This window comes from Streptomyces pacificus, assembly GCF_011766325.1.
In the GTDB taxonomy this organism is placed as follows: Bacteria; Actinomycetota; Actinomycetes; order Streptomycetales; family Streptomycetaceae; genus Streptomyces; species Streptomyces pacificus.
On the sequence record NZ_BLLG01000015.1, the window covers coordinates 65,134 to 86,762 of the forward strand.

At 74.0% G+C, this 21,629-nt stretch carries 21 protein-coding genes; 17 read left to right on the forward strand and 4 right to left on the reverse strand.

Annotated features, from left to right (window positions below):
* Positions 1–119 precede the first annotated feature (119 nt).
* The 12 genes from SCWH03_RS21455 to SCWH03_RS21510 all read left to right on the forward strand — a co-directional run bounded on the left by SCWH03_RS21455 (position 120) and on the right by SCWH03_RS21510 (position 11,974).
* Positions 120–1,058 carry a glycosyltransferase family 2 protein gene (locus SCWH03_RS21455; protein ID WP_173265931.1) on the forward strand — a complete coding sequence of 313 codons (939 nt, stop codon included), beginning with the start codon at positions 120–122 and terminating at the stop codon, positions 1,056–1,058.
* On the forward strand, positions 1,055–1,954 hold the full coding sequence (locus SCWH03_RS28635) for a PIG-L deacetylase family protein (protein ID WP_216854776.1): 900 nt from the start codon (positions 1,055–1,057) through the stop codon (positions 1,952–1,954). The genes SCWH03_RS21455 and SCWH03_RS28635 overlap by 4 nt, the downstream gene beginning before the upstream one ends.
* Positions 1,955–2,059: 105 nt before the next feature.
* Entirely contained in the window at positions 2,060–3,172 is a 1,113-nt protein-coding gene (locus tag SCWH03_RS21465; protein WP_173265932.1) for a radical SAM protein, read from the forward strand.
* Complete coding sequence (locus SCWH03_RS21470; protein WP_173265933.1) at positions 3,165–5,501, forward strand: AMP-binding protein; 2,337 nt, start codon at positions 3,165–3,167, stop codon at positions 5,499–5,501. The genes SCWH03_RS21465 and SCWH03_RS21470 overlap by 8 nt, the downstream gene beginning before the upstream one ends.
* Entirely contained in the window at positions 5,501–6,274 is a 774-nt protein-coding gene (locus tag SCWH03_RS21475; protein WP_173265934.1) for an SDR family NAD(P)-dependent oxidoreductase, read from the forward strand. The genes SCWH03_RS21470 and SCWH03_RS21475 overlap by 1 nt, the downstream gene beginning before the upstream one ends.
* Entirely contained in the window at positions 6,274–7,530 is a 1,257-nt protein-coding gene (locus tag SCWH03_RS21480; RefSeq protein ID WP_173265935.1) for a Gfo/Idh/MocA family protein, read from the forward strand. Before SCWH03_RS21475 ends, SCWH03_RS21480 begins: the two co-directional genes overlap by 1 nt.
* On the forward strand, positions 7,527–8,630 hold the full coding sequence (locus SCWH03_RS21485) for an LLM class flavin-dependent oxidoreductase (RefSeq protein ID WP_173265936.1): 1,104 nt from the start codon (positions 7,527–7,529) through the stop codon (positions 8,628–8,630). The genes SCWH03_RS21480 and SCWH03_RS21485 overlap by 4 nt, the downstream gene beginning before the upstream one ends.
* Before the next feature lie 26 nt (positions 8,631–8,656).
* On the forward strand, positions 8,657–9,028 hold the full coding sequence (locus tag SCWH03_RS21490; RefSeq protein WP_173265937.1) for a hypothetical protein: 372 nt from the start codon (positions 8,657–8,659) through the stop codon (positions 9,026–9,028).
* A gap of 15 nt (positions 9,029–9,043) precedes the next feature.
* Positions 9,044–9,976 carry a transglutaminase-like domain-containing protein gene (locus SCWH03_RS21495; RefSeq protein WP_173265938.1) on the forward strand — a complete coding sequence of 311 codons (933 nt, stop codon included), beginning with the start codon at positions 9,044–9,046 and terminating at the stop codon, positions 9,974–9,976.
* A 201-nt stretch (positions 9,977–10,177) separates the two neighbouring features.
* Positions 10,178–10,546, forward strand: a complete 369-nt coding sequence (locus SCWH03_RS21500; RefSeq protein WP_173265939.1) for an MmcQ/YjbR family DNA-binding protein — start codon at positions 10,178–10,180, stop codon at positions 10,544–10,546.
* Between the two features lie 62 nt (positions 10,547–10,608).
* Positions 10,609–11,007 (forward strand): VOC family protein, encoded by a 399-nt coding sequence (locus tag SCWH03_RS21505; protein ID WP_173265940.1) that lies wholly within the window; start codon positions 10,609–10,611, stop codon positions 11,005–11,007.
* Positions 11,008–11,032: 25 nt separating this feature from the next.
* The gene (locus SCWH03_RS21510) at positions 11,033–11,974 is read left to right on the forward strand and encodes an ROK family protein (protein ID WP_173265941.1); all 942 of its coding nucleotides are present in this window, start codon (positions 11,033–11,035) and stop codon (positions 11,972–11,974) included.
* Here SCWH03_RS21510 and SCWH03_RS21515 read toward each other — a convergent pair.
* The 4 genes from SCWH03_RS21515 to SCWH03_RS21530 all read right to left on the reverse strand — a co-directional run bounded on the left by SCWH03_RS21515 (position 11,927) and on the right by SCWH03_RS21530 (position 15,496).
* A complete protein-coding gene (locus SCWH03_RS21515) occupies positions 11,927–13,300 on the reverse strand; it encodes an alkaline phosphatase family protein (RefSeq protein ID WP_173265942.1) in 1,374 nt (457 codons plus the stop codon). The two genes, SCWH03_RS21510 and SCWH03_RS21515, sit on opposite strands and share 48 nt — an antisense overlap.
* A gap of 82 nt (positions 13,301–13,382) precedes the next feature.
* Positions 13,383–13,832 (reverse strand): type II 3-dehydroquinate dehydratase, encoded by a 450-nt coding sequence (locus tag SCWH03_RS21520; protein ID WP_173265943.1) that lies wholly within the window; start codon positions 13,830–13,832, stop codon positions 13,383–13,385.
* Positions 13,829–15,211, reverse strand: a complete 1,383-nt coding sequence (locus SCWH03_RS21525; RefSeq protein WP_173265944.1) for an alkaline phosphatase family protein — start codon at positions 15,209–15,211, stop codon at positions 13,829–13,831. Before SCWH03_RS21525 ends, SCWH03_RS21520 begins: the two co-directional genes overlap by 4 nt.
* 18 nt (positions 15,212–15,229) lie before the next feature.
* Positions 15,230–15,496, reverse strand: coding sequence for a phosphopantetheine-binding protein (locus SCWH03_RS21530; protein WP_173265945.1), 267 nt, complete (start codon positions 15,494–15,496; stop codon positions 15,230–15,232).
* Positions 15,497–16,176: 680 nt separating this feature from the next.
* On the opposite strand from SCWH03_RS21530, the gene SCWH03_RS21535 reads away from it, so the two are divergent.
* From SCWH03_RS21535 to SCWH03_RS21555, 5 genes are all read left to right on the forward strand, one after another.
* Positions 16,177–17,343 carry an aminotransferase class I/II-fold pyridoxal phosphate-dependent enzyme gene (locus SCWH03_RS21535; RefSeq protein ID WP_173265946.1) on the forward strand — a complete coding sequence of 389 codons (1,167 nt, stop codon included), beginning with the start codon at positions 16,177–16,179 and terminating at the stop codon, positions 17,341–17,343.
* 79 nt (positions 17,344–17,422) lie between these two features.
* Complete coding sequence (locus SCWH03_RS21540) at positions 17,423–18,076, forward strand: HAD-IA family hydrolase (protein WP_173265947.1); 654 nt, start codon at positions 17,423–17,425, stop codon at positions 18,074–18,076.
* Positions 18,073–19,095, forward strand: coding sequence for an LLM class flavin-dependent oxidoreductase (locus SCWH03_RS21545; protein WP_173265948.1), 1,023 nt, complete (start codon positions 18,073–18,075; stop codon positions 19,093–19,095). Before SCWH03_RS21540 ends, SCWH03_RS21545 begins: the two co-directional genes overlap by 4 nt.
* Positions 19,096–19,097: 2 nt before the next feature.
* On the forward strand, positions 19,098–20,693 hold the full coding sequence (locus tag SCWH03_RS21550) for a serine hydrolase domain-containing protein (RefSeq protein ID WP_173265949.1): 1,596 nt from the start codon (positions 19,098–19,100) through the stop codon (positions 20,691–20,693).
* Between the two features lie 67 nt (positions 20,694–20,760).
* The gene (locus tag SCWH03_RS21555; RefSeq protein WP_173265950.1) at positions 20,761–21,606 is read left to right on the forward strand and encodes an SAM-dependent methyltransferase; all 846 of its coding nucleotides are present in this window, start codon (positions 20,761–20,763) and stop codon (positions 21,604–21,606) included.
* The last annotated feature ends 23 nt before the right edge of the window (positions 21,607–21,629 follow it).

Consider the following 21,629-nt stretch of genomic DNA (forward strand, 5'->3'; position numbering starts at 1 on the left):
GATTCCTCCGCTGTCGTTCATGCCGATTTCCGCAGTGCACCTGCATGGTCTCCGCGCTCCGGAGCGTGCCGGGGCTCTGCCGAGCGGTGCCGATTCCCCGCCGACGGAAAGGCCGATGCATGTCTCCGCCCCTGCCATCCGCTCCGCTCACCCTGGCCGTGGTGGTCCCCACCCGGGGCGACCATCAGCGGCTGCGCGTCACGCTCGCCTCTCTCGCCGGCCAGACCGACGCGCCCGCCCACGAGGTGATCGTGGTGGACGACAGCGCCCCCGGCGGCGGTCCGGCGCTCGCCGAGGTCCTCGCCGAGGCGCGCGACCGGCTGCCGCTGCGCGTGGTGCCCGGTCCCCGACAGGGGCGGGCGGCCGTCCGCAACGCCGGCGCCGGTGCTGCCGCGACCGCCTGGGTGCTCTTCCTCGACGCCGACGTCGTCGTCGGTCCCCGTTTCCTGCGCGCCTACGCCGACGCCGCCCGGCCCGGGTTCTTCCTGCACGGCCTGACGCGTGAACTCCCCGCGGCGGCACGGCTGCTGGCCACGCTGGAGGGCGCGTCCTGGCCCGAGCTCCAGCGGACCGCCGCCGAACTCACCGGGGCCGCAACCGATGTCCGCGTCCGCGACCCGCTGCGCCGCACCATGGCGAACGCCCTGGAGCGCGCCATCGAGGCGATGGACGCGGGGACCCTGCCGGACGTCGCCGCGTGGCTTGGCTTTGTCGGCGCCAACTCAGCTGTGGAGAAGGAGGCCTGGCGGTCCGCCGGCGGCTTCGACGAGGAGTTCGGGCGTGACTGGGGCTGCGAGGACATCGAGTTGGGGGTGCGGCTGCACGGCGCGGGGCTGCGGCGCGCCCTGGTACCCGAGGCGTACGGCATCCACCTCAGCCACGCCCGGCCGGGCCGCTGGCAGCAGCACGGACGGAACATGGAGCGGTTCGCGATGCTGCACCCCCTGCCCGCGGTACGCGCCCTGACCGCTCTGCTCGGCCCCGACGGCACCCCCGAGCGCTATGTGGCCGCCGTCCGGGCCGAGGCGGCCCGGCCCCGGCTGACCGGCAGCCGATGAGAGCGCAGCGCGAGGACCGCGCCCAGGTGGTGGTCTCCCCGCACCCGGACGACGCGGTGTGGTCCCTCGGGGGCCGGCTCGCCCACTGGGTCGCGCGGGGGGTGCCGGTCACGGTGGTCACGGTCTTCGACGGAGCCCAGCCGGTGTCCGAGCCGGTGTCCGCGTCGGTGTCCGCGTCGGCCGCCGGCTCAGCGTCGGACACCGGCGCTTGCCGCCCCCATGACCGGCTGCCCCCCGCCCACCCCTTGCCGAGCCGCCGCATCCCGGCCTCCGGCTCGTCCCCGCCGGACGACCCCGATGCCTGGCGGCACGTCGCCAGGCCCGCGATCCGGCGCCGTGAAGACCGTGCCGCACTCGGCGAACTCGGTGTCGGGCACGTCTCGCTCGGCTTCGCCGACGCCGCGTTGCGCACCAGCGACGGGCGATACCGATACCGTTCGGCGCCCCGGCTCTTCGCCGCGCGCCACCCGGACGATCACGGCCTGCCCGGTGCGATCCGGGACGCCCTGCGCCCGCTGTGCCCGCCCGGCACCCGGGTGCACGGTCCCCTGGCCGCCGGCCGGCATGTCGACCATGTGGTGTCCCGGGCGGCGGTGGAGCGCCTCGCCGCGCCGGGCACCGCCTGGTACGAGGACTTCCCCTACCCGTTGCGCAGGCGGGACCACGACGGCCTCGCACCCAGCTGCCACCCCCTCGCCGACGCCGAGGTCGAGCGCTGGCTGGCCGCCGCCCTGCACTACGCCAGCCAGGCCGAGGCCCTCTTCGGCGGCGGGGACGGGCTGCGCCGGGCCCTGCTCGCCAGGGCCCGCGCCCACGGAGGCGAGGCGGGGGCCGCGCACGCCGACCGCCACTGGCTGCCTGCCGAGCCGGAGGGGCCCCCATCGGCGCACTGGTGATCCACGTTCAGAACAGGCCCTGGCAGTCCACCGGCCCGGTTGCCCCGGCCCCGTGTACGACCGCGCGTCACGTGCCCTTTGGGACGACCGTGAAAGGACCCGCAGATGCCGCCCCTCCCCCCTCTCCCGCTGATCGGCAACGACCTGGTCATCAACGAGGACTCCTGCAACCTCAGCTGCACCTACTGCCTGACCGGGCAGAGCAACCTCAAGGAAGGCCACTCCCTCAAGCTGATCTTCGACCCGCCCAAGCGCGACGACTACTCCCCGGCCTCGGGGCTGGGCAAGCGCATCAACACCGTCGCCGACCGGCTCGGCGACCGCTTCGGCCTGCCGCTGCTGAAGGTCACCGGCGGCGAGATCTTCCTGGTCCGCGGCATCATGGACTTCCTGGAGGAGCAGTCGTCCCGGTACGAGGTCCTCGTCATCCAGACCAACGGCGTGCTCGTCACCGAGGAACACCTCGCACGCATGCGGTCCTGGGGCAACGTCGTGCTGCAGGTCTCCCTGGACAGCCACCTCTATCCGGGCAACAGCTACCGCGTGCAGTCGGAGCAGCTGCACGGCAAGGTGATCCGGGCCGTCCGCCGGATCCTCGACTCCGGCCTGCCGGTGGAGATCTACGGCGTCCTCAACGACCGCAGCGTCGGCGAACTGCCCGACTTCGCCGACTGGCTCGCCGCCTTCGACACCGCGCCTACCTTCTTCCCCTTCCCGGTCCGCGGCCCTGACGTCGAGAGCTTCGCGGTCCGGCGCGACCAGATCGGCCGCATCGAGGAACTCGTCGCACGGTACGACGAGGTCAGCCGGGTGCTGCCGCCGCGCGCCTACTTCGGCCGGCTGCTCAGCTTCTACCGCGAGGGCAGGCGCACCTTCCGCTGCCATCTGCCCCGGCTGGTCGTCTCCAGCTTCAGCGACGGCGTCGTCACCCCCTGCCCCAACATCTGGTTCTCCGACATGGGCAACGTCCTGGGCGACGAGGCCGAGCACCTCCTCGACCGGCTCGGCACCAGCGGCCTCTACCAGGCCCTCCTCGCGCCCAAACCGAGGCTGGGGGCCTGCCACGGCTGCTTCACCCCCTGGGACACGCTGTCCATGTACTTCGAGGACGAGATCACCCTCGACGAGCTGTGTGCCGCCCCGACCTACGCTCCGCCCCGCATCCGCGGCATGATCGAGCGCGCCAAGGCCGACTACCTGTCGAGCATCGATGGCTGAAGGCACCGAACGGGCCCCGGACACGCTCGCCGACACTCTCCTAAACGCTGTCGGACGCCTGGCCCCGGACACCGAGATCCTGCCCGGCAGCACGGCGTCCGGGCTGGTGGCCGAGGCGCACCGGGTCGCCGACGCACTGAAGGCCCAGGGCGCCGAGGGCGAGGCGGTGGCGCTCCGGCTGCCCAACGGGCCCGGCGGAGTGGCGCACTTCCTCGGCCTGCTCGAGGCGGGCGCCCGGCCGCTGCCCGTGGGACCCGACACCCCCGACCCCGAGGTCGGCAGGCTGCTCGGGCTGGCCGGCGGCGGCCGAGTGCTGACGCCCGCCGACCGGCCAGGCCGGCCGCCCCGGCTCGACGGCACCCCGGGCATCCCCGCCGACGACGGCCCCGGCGTCCTGCTGCCCACCTCGGGATCCACAGGCGCCCCGAAACTCGTCTGGCGCCCCGAGCGGAGCTGGCTGTCCGAGGCCCGCCGCTATCGCGACGGCGTCGGCCTCACCGCCGAGGACGTCCTGCTGCTGCCCGTACCGCTGCCACACGCGTACGCCCTCGGCTGGATGTGCGGCGCGCTGCTCACCGGGGCCGCCCTCAGGCCCGTCCCGCCCACCGGACTCGGCGAGGCGGCCCGCGTCCTGGCCGCCGGGGCCACCGCCATCGCCCTGGTCCCCGCCACCGCGCGGCTGCTCGCCACCCGGCAGTGCCTGCACGCCCGCCGCGCCGGGCCCCAAGCGGCCCCGCCCGCCCCCCGGCTGCGGATCGCCATGGCGGGCGCGGGACCGGTCGACGGCCCCCTCGACACGCTGTTCCGTGAGGCCTACGGCGTGGGGCTGGCCCGCAACTACGGCTCCACCGAACTCGGCGCGGTCCTCTCGGGACCGGCCGGGCTGCCGCCGCTGTGCGTGGGCGCACCCCTGCCCGGAGTCGATGTCCGCCTCGTGGACCGCACCACCCGTGCGCAGACGGCGGAAGGCCCCGGGATCCTCCAGATCCGCACCGAGGTGCTGCCCGACTGGCATGACACCGGCGACCTGGCCGTGCCCGAACAGGGCTGCTGGCGCATCCTCGGCCGCGAGGGCACCGCCGTCCGGCGCGGCGCCCGCTGGGTGGCGCCGCTGGAGATCGAGTCGGTGCTGCGCGCCCACGACGCCGTGCAGGACGTCCGGGTCGCCGCCCGGCGCCGCTGCCACGAGGGCGAGGACGGACTGGTCGCCGAGGTCGTCGTCACCGACGACGCAACCGGCGAGGAGGAGCTGCGCGCCCACACGGCCCGTCAGCTCGCCCCCTACAAGGTCCCCGACACCTTCGTGCTGCGCGCCGCCCTGCCGAAGACCGCCGTCGGCAAGGCCGCAGCCCCGGTCCGCTACCGCCTCACCCCGCACGCGCTCAGGGCCGCCCGCGCCTACAAGGCGTCCGAACTGCTCTTCGCCCTGCACGACCTCGGTGCCCTGACCGCCCTGGCCCAGGGCGCCGACCTCGCCGAGATCAGCGCCGGACTCGGCTGCGACACCCGGGCGCTGGAGCTGCTGCTGGACACTGCCGCGGCCCTCGGCCTGGTCTCCACCGCGCACCAGACCGGCGGCCCCGCGGTCCCCGCCGACGAGATCGCCGCCTTCGTGGAGCTGGAGAAACGACTCTCCCGCGATCTGGTGAGCAGGGAGGCGCTGGCCGCCGTGGCGCGTACGGGCGTACCGCGCCGGCCGTTCGAGCAACGTCCGCACGACGCCGAGTTGGTGCGGCTCTACCAGGGCGCCATGAGCGGGCCATCCGCCCGCGCCCGCACCGTGCTCGGCCTGCGGCTGGTCCGGCCGCGCCCGGGCACCCGGCTGGTGGAGGTCACCGCAGGACCCGGCCGCTACCTGGAGCGGCTGCTGGCCGGCGACCCCGCGGCAGGCGGCCATCTGTGGCAGACCGGCCGGCTCGCGGGCCCGGTGAGCGAGCCGGTGCGCGCCGCCGTCGCCGCCGGCCGGATCACCACGGGGCCGGACCTGCCGCACGGCGACGCCGACATCTGCGTCGTCGCCAACAGCATCCACGACCCCGCAGGCGGCGCCCGTCTCGCGCCGCTGCTGCGGACCCTGAAGCCCGGCGGGGGGCTGCTGGTCGACGACGTCTTCCTGCCCTCGGGCACCCCGGGCACCCCGGGCACCCCGGGCGGCGAGCCGGGCGAGGGGGCCGAGCTGGCCCTGGACTGGCTCACGCACGGCGGCACCCGCTGGCCCACCCTCGCGGCGCTCACCGACGCCCTGGCCGAGGCGGGCGCCGACCTCGTCCGCGACCTGCCCTTCGAGGGCTCCCCCTGCCATCTCGTCCTAGCCAAGGAGGCCGACTGATGGGCGATCCCCTCGTCCGTATCGCCGAAACCATGGGACAGCGCGGCCGAGTCGTCGTGGTCTCCGGAGCGTCCGGGACCATCGGCAGCGCCTGCGCCCGCTACCTTGCCGAACTCGGCGCCACCGTGGTCGCCGGCTACCACAGCGGCGAGGACCGGATGGGCAAACTCGCCGCCCGGGTCGAGGAGGCGGGCGGCACGCTCGTCCCCGTCCGGGCCGACCTGTCGGCGCCGGGCGGCCCGGCGGGGCTCGCCACGGCCGCCCTCGACCGGTTCGGCCGGATCGACGGCCTGGTCGCCGCCGCCGGGCTGCGCTCCCGGCGCCTCGCCATGGCCACCGACGCCGGCACCCTCGACGAACTCCTCGACGTCAACCTGGCCGGCTCGGTCAACCTCGCCAAGGCGTGCCTGAAGCCGATGATGCGGGCCAGATACGGCCGCATCGTCCTCTTCGGCTCCCGGGCCGGCACCAGCGGCCTGCCCGGACACAGCGCGTACGCGGCGACCAAGGGGGCCCTGCAGCCGTGGGCTGCCTCGCTCGCCGGCGAGGTCGGCAAGCACGGCATCACGGTCAACGTGGTGGCACCGGGCGCCATCCGGGCCGAGACCATGGACTTCTCGCCCGAGGAGCGCGACCTCGTACTGAAGTTCATCGGCGCCGGGCGGCTCGGCGAACCGGAGGAAGTCGCCGCAGCGGTCTCGTTCCTGCTCTCCCCTTCGGCGTCGTATGTGAACGGCAACACCCTCGTCGTGGACGGCGGTGCACGCTTTTGATGTCCGGCGAGGCCACCGCACGATCGGACCGCGGCGAGGCCACCGCACCCTCGCGGCCCCGCGCAGCCGAAGCACCGCCCCTGCGCACGGCCGTCCTCGGCGCCGGCTGGGTCTCGCGCACGGTCTGGGTCCCGCTGCTCGAGGCGCACCCGGCGTTCGAGGTGACGGCGCTCGTGGACGCCGACGCGGCCGCGGCCCGTGCCCTGGCGCCGCCCGGTCGCGGGGTGGCCGTCGGCACAGGCCCGGACGACCTCGGGGATCTGCCCCTGGATCTCGCCGTCGTCGCCCTGCCCAACCACCTCCATGTGCCCGCCGCCCGCACCCTGCTCGGCCGCGGGATCCCGGTGTTCGTGGAGAAGCCGGTCTGCCGCACCACGGCCGAGGCACGGGCACTGGCCGAGGCCGCCGGGAGCGGCGCGGACGTGTACGCAGGGAGTGCGGCCCGCCATCGCGCCGACGTCCGGGCCCTCGCCGCGCTGCTGCCCTCGCTCGGCGACCTGCGCGCCCTCGGACTCGACTGGACCCGGGCGTCCGGGATCCCGCAGCGCGGCGGCTGGTTCACCGACCGCCGGCTGGCCGGCGGCGGCGCCCTGCTCGACCTCGGCTGGCATCTGCTGGACGTCGGCCTGGACCTCCTCGGCCGACCCGGGGTGACGGCCGCCCTGGGCGCCGTCTCCAGCGACTGGCTCGGGGACAGCGGCGCCACCGCCGACTGGAGCCCGCGCGGCCGGGACGGCGCCACCGGGGCCCGCACCGCAGATGACCCGGTGGAGGACACCGCGCGCGGGTTCCTGCTCACCGACACCGGCGTCGCCGTCTCCCTCGAGGCCCGCTGGGCGTCGCACCGGGAGGTGGACAGCACCACCCTCACCGTCGAGGGCACCAAGGGCGTCGCCGTTCTGCGCGGCACCTTCGGCTTCAGCCCGCATCGCGTCCCGCGCTCCTCGCTGACCCTGCTGCGGCGCGGCGAACGCTCCGAGATACCGCTGCCCGACGAACCCGTCGGCATCGAGTACGAACGGCTCGTCGACTCCCTCGCCCGGCGGCTCGCCTCCCCCGCGGGGGCCGCACCCGTGGCGCCCGGCGGCTCGCTCGCCGAGATCGCCGTACTCGCCTCCTGCGTGGACCGGCTCTACGCGTCGGCCGGCCGTCCCGGTCCTTCCCCGGTGAGCCCGGAAGGCCAGGAGTCCCCGCAAGCCCCGCAAGCCCCACAAGCCCCGGACACCACAGGCTCTCAGGCTCGGAGTGGCCCATGAAATTCGCATACTTCACCCATGTATGGGGACGGGAGGGCCTCACGGTCCGCCAGCGGTACGAGGAGCTGTGGCAGGAGGTCGAGGCGGCGGACCGGCTCGGCTTCGACTACGCCTTCTCCGTCGAACACCACTGCACTCCCGAGGAGAGCTGGATGTCCTCGCCCGCGGTGTTCTGCACCGGCGCGGCGCTGCGCACCGAGCGGATCCGGGTCGGTCCGATGGGCTGGGTACCGCCGCTGCACCACCCGCTGCACATCGTGGAGCAGGCCGCCACACTCGACCGGCTCCTGGGCGGCCGGCTGGAGGTGGGACTCGCCTCCGGCGTCAGCGACCAGCCGTTCAAGCCGTTCGGCGCCGACTTCGCCGGCCGCAAGGAACGCACCCGGGAGTGCGCCGACCTGCTGCGCACCGCCTTCGCGAGCAAGGGGGCCTTCGACTTCGACGGGCCCGTGCACCGGCTGCGCGACATCACCCTCTCGTTCGGTGCCGAGCAGAGCCCCCATCCGCCGCTGTGGATCCCCACCACGGACCGCGCGACCCTGCGCTACCTGGCGAGGACCGGCGGTCACACCTGCTCGACCATGATCGTGCCGCGGGCGGCCATGGGGGTCCTCTACCGTCACTACGTCGACTGGTGGCGCAGGGAGGGGCAGCCGGGCGTGCCGGACATCGGCTACTGGAGCCTCGTGCACGTGGCCGAGACGGACGCCGGGGCCGAGGCCCGGGCGGCGGAGCAGGCAACCCGCACCTTCGTGGAGACCCTGCGCTACGCCTCGGTGCGCCGGTCGGCCGACCGGCCGGCCCCGGCGAGCGGTCTGAGCACCGCCGACATCCTCGCCGGCTGCCACGACTTCCGGTTCCTGATGGACCACAACCTGATCTTCGTCGGATCCCCGCGCACCGTCGCCGACCGCATCGCCGAGGCCGCCCGCGAGGGGCATTTCAACACCCTCTTCGGCGAGTTCGTCTTCGGTGACATCACCGGCGACGAGGCGATCGGCTCCATGGAGCTGTTCGCCCGGGGCGTCGTTCCCCCGCTGGCCGCGTTCTCCCCGTATCAGCCGCCCGAGATGGCCGAGCCGAGTGTCGCCCTCTCCTGAACCTCCAGGGAACCACCTTGACCTCCATGACCGAACGCGACGGAGTCCTGATCGGATTCACCGACGGCGACACCGCCTCCCGCCTGGCGCTCGCCCGGCGCCTCACCGACGCGGTGGCGCGGCGCGGCGCCCAGGCGACCGTCCTGACCGGCCAGGCGGTGCCCGCCGCACTGCGTGCCGCCCTCGGCCCGGATGCCGCCGGCCTTGCCGTCGAGGTGACCGGTGGACCGCGCGGCGCCGGGCCGATCGTCGTCCCGCCCGGCGAGCTTGATCCGCTGGACCGCCTGCTGGGGGAGCTGGAGCGGCGCGGGCTGCCGCCTGCGCCCGCCGCGCCCTACAGCCCCGATGAGGAGGACGAGGTGGCCCGCCGTCTCGAAGCCCTCGGTTACATCGACTGACGGGGGGGCCGGCCCATGGCGACGCCCGTCAGCAGCGGACCGCGCGAGCGGCGGCTCCCCGAACCGGAACGCATCGAGGGCCTCGTGCGGCGCCTGCGCCAGGTGCCCGACCGGCAGCGGCGCTTCTCGGTCACGCCCGCACAGGCCCGCCGTGTGCACGGCATCCGCCACGACCTGCTGGCCGCGCTCACGGCCGCCGGCGTCCCGTACGTCGGCCAAGGGGGCGAACAGCTCTACGACGCCTACGACCTCGGCAACGCGGCCCTGCACCTGGGCCGGCTCTCGGTGCAGAGCCGGTCCATGCGCGCGTGGGCCAAGGCCTGGCAGACGGCGCTCGACCAGGCGCCGGGCCACCGCGTCGAGGTCGTCTCCGGCTGCCCGGCCCCGGGCCACCCCGGCCCCTGCCGCTACGGCGTGCTGCTCGGCGGTCGGCGGCGTCAGGTCGAGGGACCCGCGTCGGAGGCCCGCCTCGGCGAGCTGCACGCGACGCCCGTCACCCGCGACTGGCCGCAACTTCCCAGTGCAGTACGAGAGTTGCTGCAGGAGGTGGGGGACGTCGGGTTCTTCCTCCTGCCCGAGGCGGTGCGCTGGGACCCGGAGTTCCTGTGGCGCACCCGCATGTCGGACTGCGGAGGCGCCGCGGCCTGGCTGGTCCACGAGGGCGGGCGGCGCGGTCTGGAGAGCCGGTTCTCGTTCGGTCTGCTGGTGGCCGCCCCGTACTCCACCCCGCACTGCTGGGCGGAGTTCCGCGTCGACGGGGTCTGGGTGCCGGTCGACCCGCTCCTCCTCCAAGCCCTGAACGCGTGGGGCGGGCTGAGCCGGGAGGCCTTCCCGCCCGAGGGCACTCCCGGTGCCCTCTTCCACCGCCTCACCGGCCGCTTCACCAAAGTGGTGAGCCACGGCGGCATCTGGGCGCAGGTGTCACTGCCGACGGAGCGAACCGGCTGAGCGGTCCGGGCCCGGCTGCGGATCGCGGCACTTCGGGCGCGGTGCCAGCCCTTTTCGGCCATCGTTCCCCGACCGCCGGTGCGGGGGGCGTGACGGCCCGAGGGACGGCCTAGGCTGGCGGACGCCACCGAAAGCACTGCCGGAGTCCGTCGGCCGGGTGCGTCCCGCCGTGCCGCCGGCGCCCTCCACGAGAGGACGGGCATGACCCCCGAAGAACTGTCGCACTTCGCCCTGGAGTTGCCGGGTGCCACGGACGACGAGGCCTTCGGCCCCGGCGCCACGGTGTTCAAGATCGAGGGCAAGGTGTTCGCCATCCTCCAGGACACCACGGACGAGTCGCCGGCACAGGTCACCCTGAAGTGCGAGCCCGGCCTCGCGCTGCATCTGCGCGACCAGTACGCGGCGGTGGGGCCCGGCTACCACGTCAACAAGCGGCACTGGAACACGGTTGTGCTGGACTCCACCGTCCCGGAGCCCGAGCTGCGGGAGATGGTGGAGCACTCCTACGACCGCGTGGTGTCCGGCCTGCCGAAGGCGGTGCGCGAGCGCCTGCGGCTCCAGCGCGGCTGACCCGCCGGGACACCCCGCGCACCCCCCGACCCGGAAGACGACCCAAGGAAAGAGCACTCCTCATGGCAGTCCCTCAGCTGTCCCTCTTCGGCATCGTCGTCGACGACATGCCCAAGGCCCTGGCGTTCTACCGCCGTCTCGGGCTGGACATCGCCCCCGAGGCCGACTCGCAACCGCATGTCGAGACCACGCTGCCCGGCGGAGTGCGGCTCGCCTGGGACACCGTGGAGACGGTCCGCGGCTACGACCCGGAGTGGCAGGCGCCCACCGGCAGCCACCGGTTCGCCGTTGCCTTCGAGTTCCCCGACGTGCAGTCCGTCGACGCGAAGTACGCCGAACTGGTCGACGCGGGCTACGCCGCCCACCGCGCGCCCTGGGACGCCGTCTGGGGCCAGCGCTACGCCATCGTCCTCGACCCCGACGGCACCGCGGTCGACCTGTTCGCACCCCTGGCCGGCTGACCCGCCGGCGCCGCTGGAGCCGGTTGTGCCGTACCTCGGGATCGACATAGGCGGCACGAAGGCCGCGCTGCTGCTGGAGCGCTCCGGCTCCTCGCGTCCGGCCCGGCTCAGGTTCACCTGGCCCCGGGACGGCGACGCCGAGAGCGATCTGGACGCACTCGCCTCGGCGGTGTCCCGGATCACGGCCGACGCCGGCCTCGACGGGCCCCGCGGGATACGGGCGGCAGGTCTCGCGCTGCCGGCCACCGTGCGGGAAGGCAGGATCACCGCCTGGCCCTGCCGGCCGAGCTGGACCGGGCTGCGCCTCGACGCCCTGCTGGAGCGGGTGCTGGCGGGGATTCCCGTGGTCCACGAGGACGACGGAAACCTGGCCGCCCTCGCGGAGGCCGCCGACAGCGGCGTGCCCGACCTCGCCTATCTGGGCCTGGGCACCGGCGTGGGCGGCGGCATCGTCCTCGGCGGCCGGCTGCACACCGGTCCGCTCGGCGGCGCCGCCGAGATCGGCCACCTGCTGATCGGTCTCGGCGGCGCCGCCTGTGCCTGCGGGCGGGCCGGCTGCCTGCAGGCCGTGGCGTCCGGCCCCGCGACCCTGGCCCGGGCAGCCGCCCTGCGCGGCGCCCCGGTGGACGCGGCGGCCTTCCGTACCGGGCTCGCCGAGGACAGCCCCTGGGCCACCGGCCCGCTGCGGCAGACGGCGGCCGCCCTGGCGGTCACGGCCGTCAACCTCGGCGAACTCCTCCAGTGCCGCGAGATCCGCATAGGCGGCGGCTTCGGCCACGGCACGCCGGGCCTGCTCGGCCTGATCCGCGCGGAGACCCGGCGGCTGACCCGTCCCGGCACCGAACCTCCCGCGATCCGCCGCGCCGCCCATGGCGCCGACGCCTCCCTGCACGGCGCCGCGCTGCTGGCCCGCACCGCCTCACCGGGGCAGCCGTCCGCCTCCCGGCAGCCCCAGCAGTTCCCGTAGCGCGGGAGCCACGTCGTACAGCGACAGGCCGTCCGTCCGGCCCGGGGTGATGCCGGGGGAGTCGAGGAGGAAGATGCCGGTGTCACCGTGGTTGGCGTGGTCGGGGCCGGTGTCGTTCTCGGTGGTGTAGAGCCCCTGGCCCATGCCCAGGGTGGCCAGCGCCCGCCAGCGCAGATCGCCCACGTAGACCAGCAGGTCGGGGGCGATGCCGTTGACCTCGGGGTAGAGCTGCTCGGGGCGCAGGACCCGGGTCCCCATCGGGTCGCCCCGGTCGTCGGGCAGCCGCTCCAGCGCGCTCGCGATCCGGTCCAGGGTGTCGTCGTACTCCCGCGCCGGGACGGCGCCCTCGGGCTCGCGGCCCTCCACGTTGAGGAAGATCCGGCCGTAGTAGCCGCCTTCCGCCCACGCCGTGGTCCGCTTCCAGTCGACATGCGCCCGCGCCATCGGCGTCGGCCCGTCCGGCTCCTTCGCCAGGACGAGCAGCCCCTCCCGCCGCAGCCACTCGTTGATGAACAGCCCGCCGACCATGGGCTGTGCCCCGTGATCGGAGACCACCATGACGGAGGTGTTCTCCGGCAGGCACTCCAGGAAGTCGCCGATGTGCCGGTCCAGCGCCCGGTAGTAGTCGCGAAACAGGTTCTCGTAGGGGTTGTCCGGCTCATGGCGGGGGTGCCCCGGGTCGCAGTACTTCCAGAAGCCGTGGTGCAGCCGGTCCGGGCCCATGTCGACGAAGGCGAGGAACTCCCAGTCCTGGCGGGTGGCCAGGTGCCGGGCCACCTGGAACCGCTGCTCGCTCATGTCGAAGATCTGCTGGGAGACCCGGGCCAGCTCGGGCGAGCGGAAGTTCTCCACGTCGAGCGCGTAGCCGCCGGTCAGCTTCTCCAGCTCGTCACGCAGTGCGGGCGGCGAGGTGTACTCGGCGCGGGTCGAGGGAGCCAGAAAGCAGGAGACCATCGCGCCGCGGATCGGGGCCGGCGGATAGGTTCCCGGCACGCCGAGCACCACGCTTCCCCGGCCGGCGGCCGTCATCTCGTCCCAGATCCGCGGCGCCCTGATGCTGTGCGAGGTGGCGAAGGCGAGCGGCCCGTAGTCGTGGGCCGCGCGGTCGCGGAAGCCGTACACGCCGAGTTCGCCCGGCGTCCGGCCGGACATCATGCACGACCACGCCGGCATGGTGATGGGCGGGTCCACACTGCGCATCGGCCCCCACAGCGAGCGCTGCCGCAAGGCACTGAGGACGGGCATGTCCTCGGCGAACCGGTCGAACACGAACTGCGGCGTCGCCGAGTCGAGTCCGATCACGGCCACCCTGCCGGGCTGGGGCATCGGTTCCTCCCTCTCTGGGGGACGGTGAACGGGGAACGGTGAACGGAGGGACGCTGCGCGGCGTGGCGTGGCGGGAAGGAGGTCAGCCCGGTTCGGCTGCCGGGGGCACGAGCTGGGTGAGGGCCCGGGCGGCGACGCGGTAGCCGAGTGCGCCCAGGCCCATGACCACACCCGCGGCGAGCGGGGCGGTGACGGACATATGGCGAAAGCTCTCGCGCGCCCAGACGTTGGACAGGTGCACCTCCACCCAGGGCGGCCCGAAGTCGGCCAGTGCGTCCCGCAGCCCCCAGCCGGCGATCATCAGTGCCCCGGGATTGACCAGTGCGCCGACCGCGTCGCGGTGCCGCTGGAGCACGTCGATCAACTCGCCCTCGCCGTTGCGCTGTTCGGCGACCAGCCGCCAGCCGCGGCCGGAGACCTCCTCGGCCACCTCGGCCTCGATGCGGGCCAGTGTGGTGGTGCCGTAGATCTCCGGCTGGCGGGTGCCGAGCGTGCCGAGGTTGGGGCCGTTGAGCAGTAGCACATGGCTCATTCCCGCTCCCCCTCGCCGGCGCCCAGGACGACCGCGCCGTCGAGCCCCAGCGGCCGGATGCCGATCGAGGCGAGCACGGTCGGCGCCACGTCCACCATGTCGAACGGCTCTTGCTGCACCCCGGAGGCCTTCCTCGGGACATGGGCGCCGCGCCGGTAGAACACGGCGTTCTCCCGGGTGTGAGTGCCGGTCAGCACGTCGGAGCGAAGCTGGGCCGTGCCCTCCCAGCCGCCCCGCAGCTGCACACCCGGCGCGGGCAGGGCCAGGAGATCCGCCGCATGGCCGGCCAGCGGGCCCCGGTACAGCTCGGCGGACCGGTACACCGCGGAGACCAGCAGGGGACCGTCCACCTCGGCACCGACGCGATCCTGGTCGCAGCGCAGCGCGGCCAGTTCGGCGGCGATCTCCTCGGCCAGCTCCTCTGCCTCGGAGTCGGTGAGCCCGCCCCCCGGGAAACGGTCCTTGCGGTGCAGGTAGATCCGCGCGGGATCGAGGGCGAAGGCGCGGGTGCGGGCGTCGAGTCCGGCCGCGAGCCTGGGCGCTGCGCTCGGCGACGCCAGGTGACCGGCCTCCCGCAGCCAGGAGTTGACGTAGAACTGCCGGTCGGCCGGGCCGAAGCCGTGGTCACTGACGAGGAAGAGCTCGTCGTCGTCCCGGCACCGGTCGACGAGCCGGCCGACGCAGGAGTCGACCAGCCGGTAGAAGTCCCGTACAGCCGGGTGCAGCGGGTCGGCGGGGTCGGCCACCGCCCGCCACAGGAAGTGGTGCACCCGGTCGGTCTCCGTGATGACCGCCACGCCCAGGTCCCACGGCTCGTGGGTGAGCAGGTGCTCCATGGCGTCGGTGCGCGCCCGCAACGCCCGTGCCGCCCGGCCGAGGAACCCTTCCGGGTCCTTGGCCACGTCGCCGACCTCGACGTCCAGCTCGTAGCCGAAGCCGCGGAGCACCGGAAGCAGCCGTGCCGGGGCGACCGCGTGCTCCATCCGGGGCGCCACGAATCCGGAGACCACGACGCAGTCGGCGGCCGGCGCGGGATAGGTGCCGGGGACGTTGAGGCACATGGTGCGGCCGCCCGCCGCAGCGGTCAGCGCCCACAGCGGGGGCCGGCGCAACTGCATCAGGTTCGGGAAGTGGATCCGGTAGTCCGCGTCGGGCACGAGGTCGATGAAGCCGAAGATGCCGTGCCGGCCGGGGTTGGTCCCGGTGAGGAACGTGGCCCAGGAGGTCGAGCTGATCTCCGGTACCGGAGCGCGCAGTCGGGCGCAGTAGCCCTCGGCGAGCAGCTCGCCGACGCGGGGCAGCACCCCTTCCGCGGCGAGTTCGGCCAGCAGGGTGTGCGGCATTCCGTCCAGCCCGACGATCAGGGCGCGCTCGGCCATGTCTGCTGTCTCCGTTCGTCAGGTGGTGGGCGTGCTGCTGCGGTCCATGCGGTCCATGACGTAGGCGGCAAGCAGATCAAGGTCGTCGATCAGCTTGATCGAGAGGTCCTCGTCGGCGATCTCCACCCCGAATTCGCTCTCGACCCAGATCAGGAACTCGATCGTGTTGATCGAGTCGAGCCCCAGTGCCTGCACGAGCCCCTGGTCGGGGACGTCGGACGGCTCGACGGACAGTTCAAGTGAGTCCACGAGTACCGTGCGCAACCGGGCCTTTGTCTCTTCCACGGCGGAGCGTCCTTTCAGGGGGGGAGCGCGAACCGGACGACGAGCGGAGGTGCGGGGGAAGGCATCCAGGAGGGGAGCGGGGAAGTCCGCGCGGGCGCCGCCCTCGCGCGGCCCCGCGAGACCGGCCCAGGCGACCGCCGTCCTGCGAGGAACCGCGAACGGGCGGCGGGGGAATGTGACCGGGGCATCGTCGGGTGTCCTGGTGGGGCACCACGATAGGGGGAATTGCATGCCGGTTCGGCTGCGTATTCTGGCCATTCCTCCGATGCGGGTGCGACGGCGGATACCGCCCGCCCCGGCGCATTGCGCAGCGGTGTCCCGGCCGGGGGCCGGCCTTCGCCCCTGTGGGGGTGGCAGAAAAACAACCGCGCCGGCCCCGGCGGACGCGCCCCTTCGACCGCGGTGTTGACGGCGTTCGGCGGACCTTGCAGGATTTGGACCGCCGGGCGACCCGGGGCGCCCGCCGCAGTCTGCCCGTTTCCGTCCGCGCAACTCGACCGGGGTCGGACTGGACCCGGAATCCACCACGTCAGCAACGACGCCCAGAGGCGCCCCGCCTCAGCCGGCGAACGACGGATCGCCCCTGGGCCGCTGCCTCGTATCCCGGCCCGGACGCCGGTCCCGGCATTCGTCGCCCCATCGCGCGCCGCACACCGACCCAGACGACGAGAGGCACGCCTATGTCATCCGCTCCGGCCCAGCCCGCCCTGGCGTTCCCCGCGTGGCCGCACGCCGGCGCCGAGGAGCGCGAGGGCCTGCTGCGTGCCCTGGACCAGGAGGGCTGGTGGCGCAACGGCGGCAGTGAAGTAGATTGCTTCGAACGCGAGTTCGCCGCACTGCACGGGGCGCCGCACGCCGTCGCCACCACCAACGGCACCCACGCCCTCGAACTGGCCCTGTCCGTGCTCGGCGTGGGCCCCGGCGACGAGGTCGTCGTGCCCGCCTTCACCTTCATCGCCTCCTCGCTCGCCGTCCAGCGCCTCGGCGCGGTCCCGGTGCCCGCCGACGTCCACCCCGACACCTACTGCATCGACGTCGAGGCCACCGCACAGCTCATCACCCCGCGCACCAAGGCCGTCATGCCGGTGCACATGGCGGGCCAGGTCGCGGACCTCGACGCCCTGGCGGACCTCGCCGGGGCGACCGGCGTCGCCGTGCTCCAGGACGCGGCGCACGCGCACGCGGCCCGCTGGCAGGGCCGCCGGATGGGCGAGTTCGGGTCGATGGCGGCGTTCAGCTTCCAGAACGGCAAACTGATGACGGCCGGCGAGGGCGGCGCCCTGCTGCTGCCGGACGGCGAGAGCCACCGGCAGGCGTATCTGCGGCACGGCTGCGGCCGCCCGCCGGGGGACCGGGTCTACGCCCACCTCACCCAGGGCTCCAACTACCGTATGAACGAGTTCTCGGCAGCCGTCCTGCGCGCCCAGCTGACGCGGGTGGAAGCGCAGATCGCCGTGCGCGAGCAGCGCTCGCGCCAACTGGCGGCGGCACTCGCACGGATCCCCGGTGTGGTGCCGCAGGGCCGGGACGAGCGCTGCGACGTGAAGTCGCACTACATGGCCATGATGCGGCTCCCCGGGGTGACGGCCGAGCGCCGCACCGCCCTGGTGGACGCGCTCAACGGGCACGGCATCCCCGCGTTCGTCGGCTTCCCTCCGGTCTACCGCACGACCGGCTACTGGCAGGGGCCGTACTCCGGCGGCGCCGAGGAGATCGGCAAGCGCTGCCCGGTGGCCGAGGAGATCGGCGGCGACTGCGTGTGGCTGCACCACCGGGTGCTGCTCGCCGACGCCGCCACCGTGGACCGGCTCGCGGAGGTGCTCGCCGAGGCCGTGGCCCGTATCTGAGCCGGCGGCGGGCCGATCCGCCGCGCACAGGGGGACGCCCCCTCACCTACACCAGAACGACCGGAACGGGGAGCAGCCAATGGCTCAGCGTGAGTTCGCAACGGTGGTCTTCGACCTCGACGGGGTCCTCATCGACAGCTTCGCCGTCATGCGCCAGGCGTTCGCCCTCGCCTACCGGGAGGCCGTGGGCGAGGGGGAGCCGCCGTTCGAGGAGTACCGCACCCACCAGGGCCGCTACTTCCCGGACATCATGCGCCTGATGGGCCTGCCCCCGCAGATGGAGCAGCCCTTCGTCGAGGCCAGCCACCGGCTGATCGCCGAGGTCGAGGTGTACCCGGACGTACCCCTGCTGCTGAAGCGGCTGCGGGAGTGTGACATCCGCACCGGTATCGCCACCGGGAAGTCCGGGACACGGGCGCGCACCGTCCTCGAGGTCGTGGGCCTGCTCCCGCTGCTGGACACGGTCGTCGGCAGCGACGAGGTCGCCCGGCCCAAGCCCGCCCCCGACATCGTCCGCGAGGCGCTGCGCCGGCTCGGCGCCGGACCGGAGGACGCCGTGATGGTGGGGGACGCCACCATCGACATCCAGAGCGGCCGGGCCGCGGGAACGGCAACGGCGGCGGCGCTGTGGGGGGAGACCGCACCGGATCCACTCCGCGCGGAGCGCCCCGACTTCGTCCTGGACCGCCCCGCCGACCTGCTGGCGCTCGTCCCCGGCGGGACGGCCCGATGAGCGCCGGCCCCCGCCCCCGCTGGAGCGTCGTCGCCCCCCAGGGCACCCGTCTCGAACTGGCCGGGTCCAGCGGAGTGGACGCCTGGCGGGCCTTGGCCGGCACCGCAGCGCTGGCCCGCGGCTACGGATACGACACGGTGTGGCTGGAGGACCGCACGGACACCCTGCCGCGCCGGGAACCCGAGCCGGTGACCGAGTGCTGGACCGCGCTCGGCGCCCTCGCCGCGACCGTCCCCGACATCGGCCTGGGCCTGCTCAGCGCGGCCCCGCCGCACCGCAACGCCCTCCTGCTCGCAAAGCAGGCGGCAGGCGCCGACATCATCTCCGGCGGTCGCTTCACCCTGGGACTGCCCACGGCGCCACAGCTGCCGGAGCACGTCGCCGCGGGCACCGCCCGCCCAGGGGCCGGGACCAGGCCCGCCGTCGCCGAGACGATCGAGGCGCTGCGGTCCCTGTGGTCCGGCACCCGCACCACCGTCGACGGCGAAACCCTCACGCTCGCGGGCGCCCACGCGGTGCCCGTCCCGGTCCAGCCGCGGCTGCCCCTGGTGATCCGTGCGGACGCGGCCCACCCCGCGGCCGCCGGCCTGCTGCCGGAGGCCGCGGTCCGCGACTGCGCCGCCGTCCAGTGGCAGGGAGATCCGAGCGAAGTGGCCTGCGCGATCGCGGAGTTCGGGCTGCGACGGGAGAAGCTCGGCCTTGATCCGGCCCGGACGCGGCATGCGCTCCTCGCCGAATGCCGGGTCTTCGGGGACCAGGTGAGCCGGGACCGCTGGCTGTCCACCCCGCATGTGGTGGCGTTCTGGAGCCATCACCCCGACCTGCTGGCCCGGCGCAGTCTCTACGGGACCGTCGAGCAGAACCTCGAACGCGCCGGGCGCTACGCCGACGCCGGAGTGACCGAGTTCGTCCTGTGGTTCCGCGACTACCCGCAGACCGGGAGCCTGCGCCGGGTCGCCGAGGAGATCGCACCGCGGATGCCGGCGCTCGCCCACGGTACGCACACCGGGGAGGCGTAGGCGTGCCGGCGCCCACCGCCCCCGCCGCCTATCTGTCGGACACCTGGATGTCCCTGGCCGCCGGGCTCCGTCCCGCACCCGACCCCGGCCGGCGCAGCACTGTCGCCCTCCGCCTGACGGTCACCGACCCGCCCCCCGGGGTCCACACCGCGGTCGACGTGCGCGTCGACCTCGAGGGCGGCCGGATCGCGGTCACCCCGGCGATCGGCGAGCCGCCCGGGCTGCTGGTCACCCTGCCGTACACCGCTGCGTACACCCTTCTGCTCGGCTCCGCGCGGCCGCGCGCGGAACTGCTGGAAGGCGGCGACGCCACGATCACCGGCAATTTCAGCCTGCTGTTCTTCATCGACGCGGCGCTGCAACGCGATCGCAGCGGCCATATCGCCACCCTGCGCGCCGGCACCGCCCCACCGCCGGGACACGCCCCGTGGCACGAGCCGGGGAGCGACGGCCAGGGGACCGGCAGCGTCCAGGCCGACCGCGAGGCCCTCGCCCGGGCCGCCGACGCCCTGCCCGGTACCCTGCGGGAGCTGCGCCGCGAGGTGGGCACCTCCACCCCGGGAGCGCAGTTCTACGCCTCCCAGGACGGCAGGGTTCTGGCCGATGCCGGCCTCGGCCTGGCCCGGCCCGGCGTCGCCCTGACAGCGCGGTCCGCGCCCCTGTGGTACTGCTGCGCTAAGCCGCTGCTCTCGGTCGCGCTCGGCCGGCTGTGGGAAGCCGGGGACTTCGACCCGTATCGTCCGGTCGCCCACTATCTGCCGGAGTTCGGCACCAGGGGCAAGTCCCGTATCACCACGATGGAGCTGGTCTGCCACACCGGACCGGTGCCCACGGGACTCGACCCGCTGCACGGGGTGGTGACGGCTCCCGACGCGGAGAGGCTGCGGCGCGCCCTCGACGTGCCGGTCCCGGCCGGGCCGCCGGGGGGCCGGCCGGGCATCAACTACAGCCAGTGGTGGGCCTGGTTCGTCCTCGCCCGGCTGCTGCCCGCGATCGACGGCCGCGACTACGTCTCCTACGTCGAACAGGAGATCCTCCGCCCCTGCGGCATGGACCGCACCCGGGTCTGCCTGACTCCCGAGGACTATGCGGCGTACGGTGACCGGCTCCCGCTCATCCATGTGTCCAACCTGGGTGACGTACCGCAGCCCACCTACTTCTGGTCGACGCGGGGTGCCACCACCCGCTGCGTCCCCGGAGTGAACACCCGAGGCCCGCTCAGTGACCTCGGCCGCTTGTTCGAGATGCTGCTGGACGGCGGGGCCGCCCCCGGCGGGCGCGTCGTGGCGCCGACGACCGTGGCAGCCCTCACCGCCCGCCACCGCACCGGAGTGAACGACCGGTACGGCAACGCCGACTGGGGCTTCGGCCTCCGGCTCGAATGCCGCACACTCGGCCCCGAATACACCAGTTTCTCGCGTCACGCCTCCCCGCGCTCCTTCGGACACGACGGGCTGTGGACGGCCGTCGCCTTCGCCGACCCGGAGGCCCGTCTCACCGTGGCCGTCCATCTGAACGGCAAGGTGGAGCACGAGCGGCACGCCGAGCGCATCCTCCGGATCGCCGACGCCGTCTACCAGGACCTCAAACTCGCCTGAGAGCACCAGCGAACCCCCTCGACCAGCGCCGGATTCCCCGCATTGCGCCGGACCAGAAAGGCCTCCGATGCCACAGCAGCCCGCTCCGCCCGTTCTGCCCGTCCCCGACGAGGTCGGTCGGCTCTACGACCGCTATACCGACCTCGGCAGTGCCACGCTGGGTGAGAACCTGCACTTCGGGTACTGGGACACCCCGGACAGCCCCGCCCCGCTGGAGGAGGCGACCGACCGGCTGACCGACCTGATGACGGACCGCCTGCACATCGGCCCCGGGTCCCGGGTGCTGGACCTCGGCTGCGGCACGGGCCGCCCCGCCGTCCGCATCGCCGGCCGCACCGGCGCCGACGTCACCGGAATCTCCATCAGCCGCAAACAGGTCGACCGGGCCACGGCACTGGCCGCCGAGCACGACCTGGCGAGCCGGGTCCGCTTCGAACGGGCCGACGCCATGGAACTGCCCTTCGCCGGCGACTCCTTCGACGCCGTCATCGCCCTGGAGTCCATCATCCACATGCCCGACCGCGCCCACGTCCTGCGGGAGGCGGTCCGGGTACTGCGACCGGGCGGACGGCTCGTGCTCACCGACTTCTTCGAACGCGCGCCGATCCCCGAATCCGGGCGGCCCGCTGTCGAGCGCTATCTGCGCGAGTTCATGATGACGATGGTCCAGGCGGAGGACTATCCGCCCCTGCTGCGCCAGGCCGGGCTGTGGTTCGAGGAGCTGACCGACATCAGTGAGCCCACGCTGCGCCGGACCTTCGTCGAGTTGTCCGCGCGGATCAGCGGCTCCGCGCAGCAACTCGGGTCCGACTACGGCGGCGAACTGGTGGAGCAGTTCAACCCGGCCGACATGACGGACGTCAGCGAGTTCGGCCATCTCCTCGTCGTGGCCGTGCGGCCGCCCAACCGCTGAGATGGCGGGATGTAGCCGTCGGC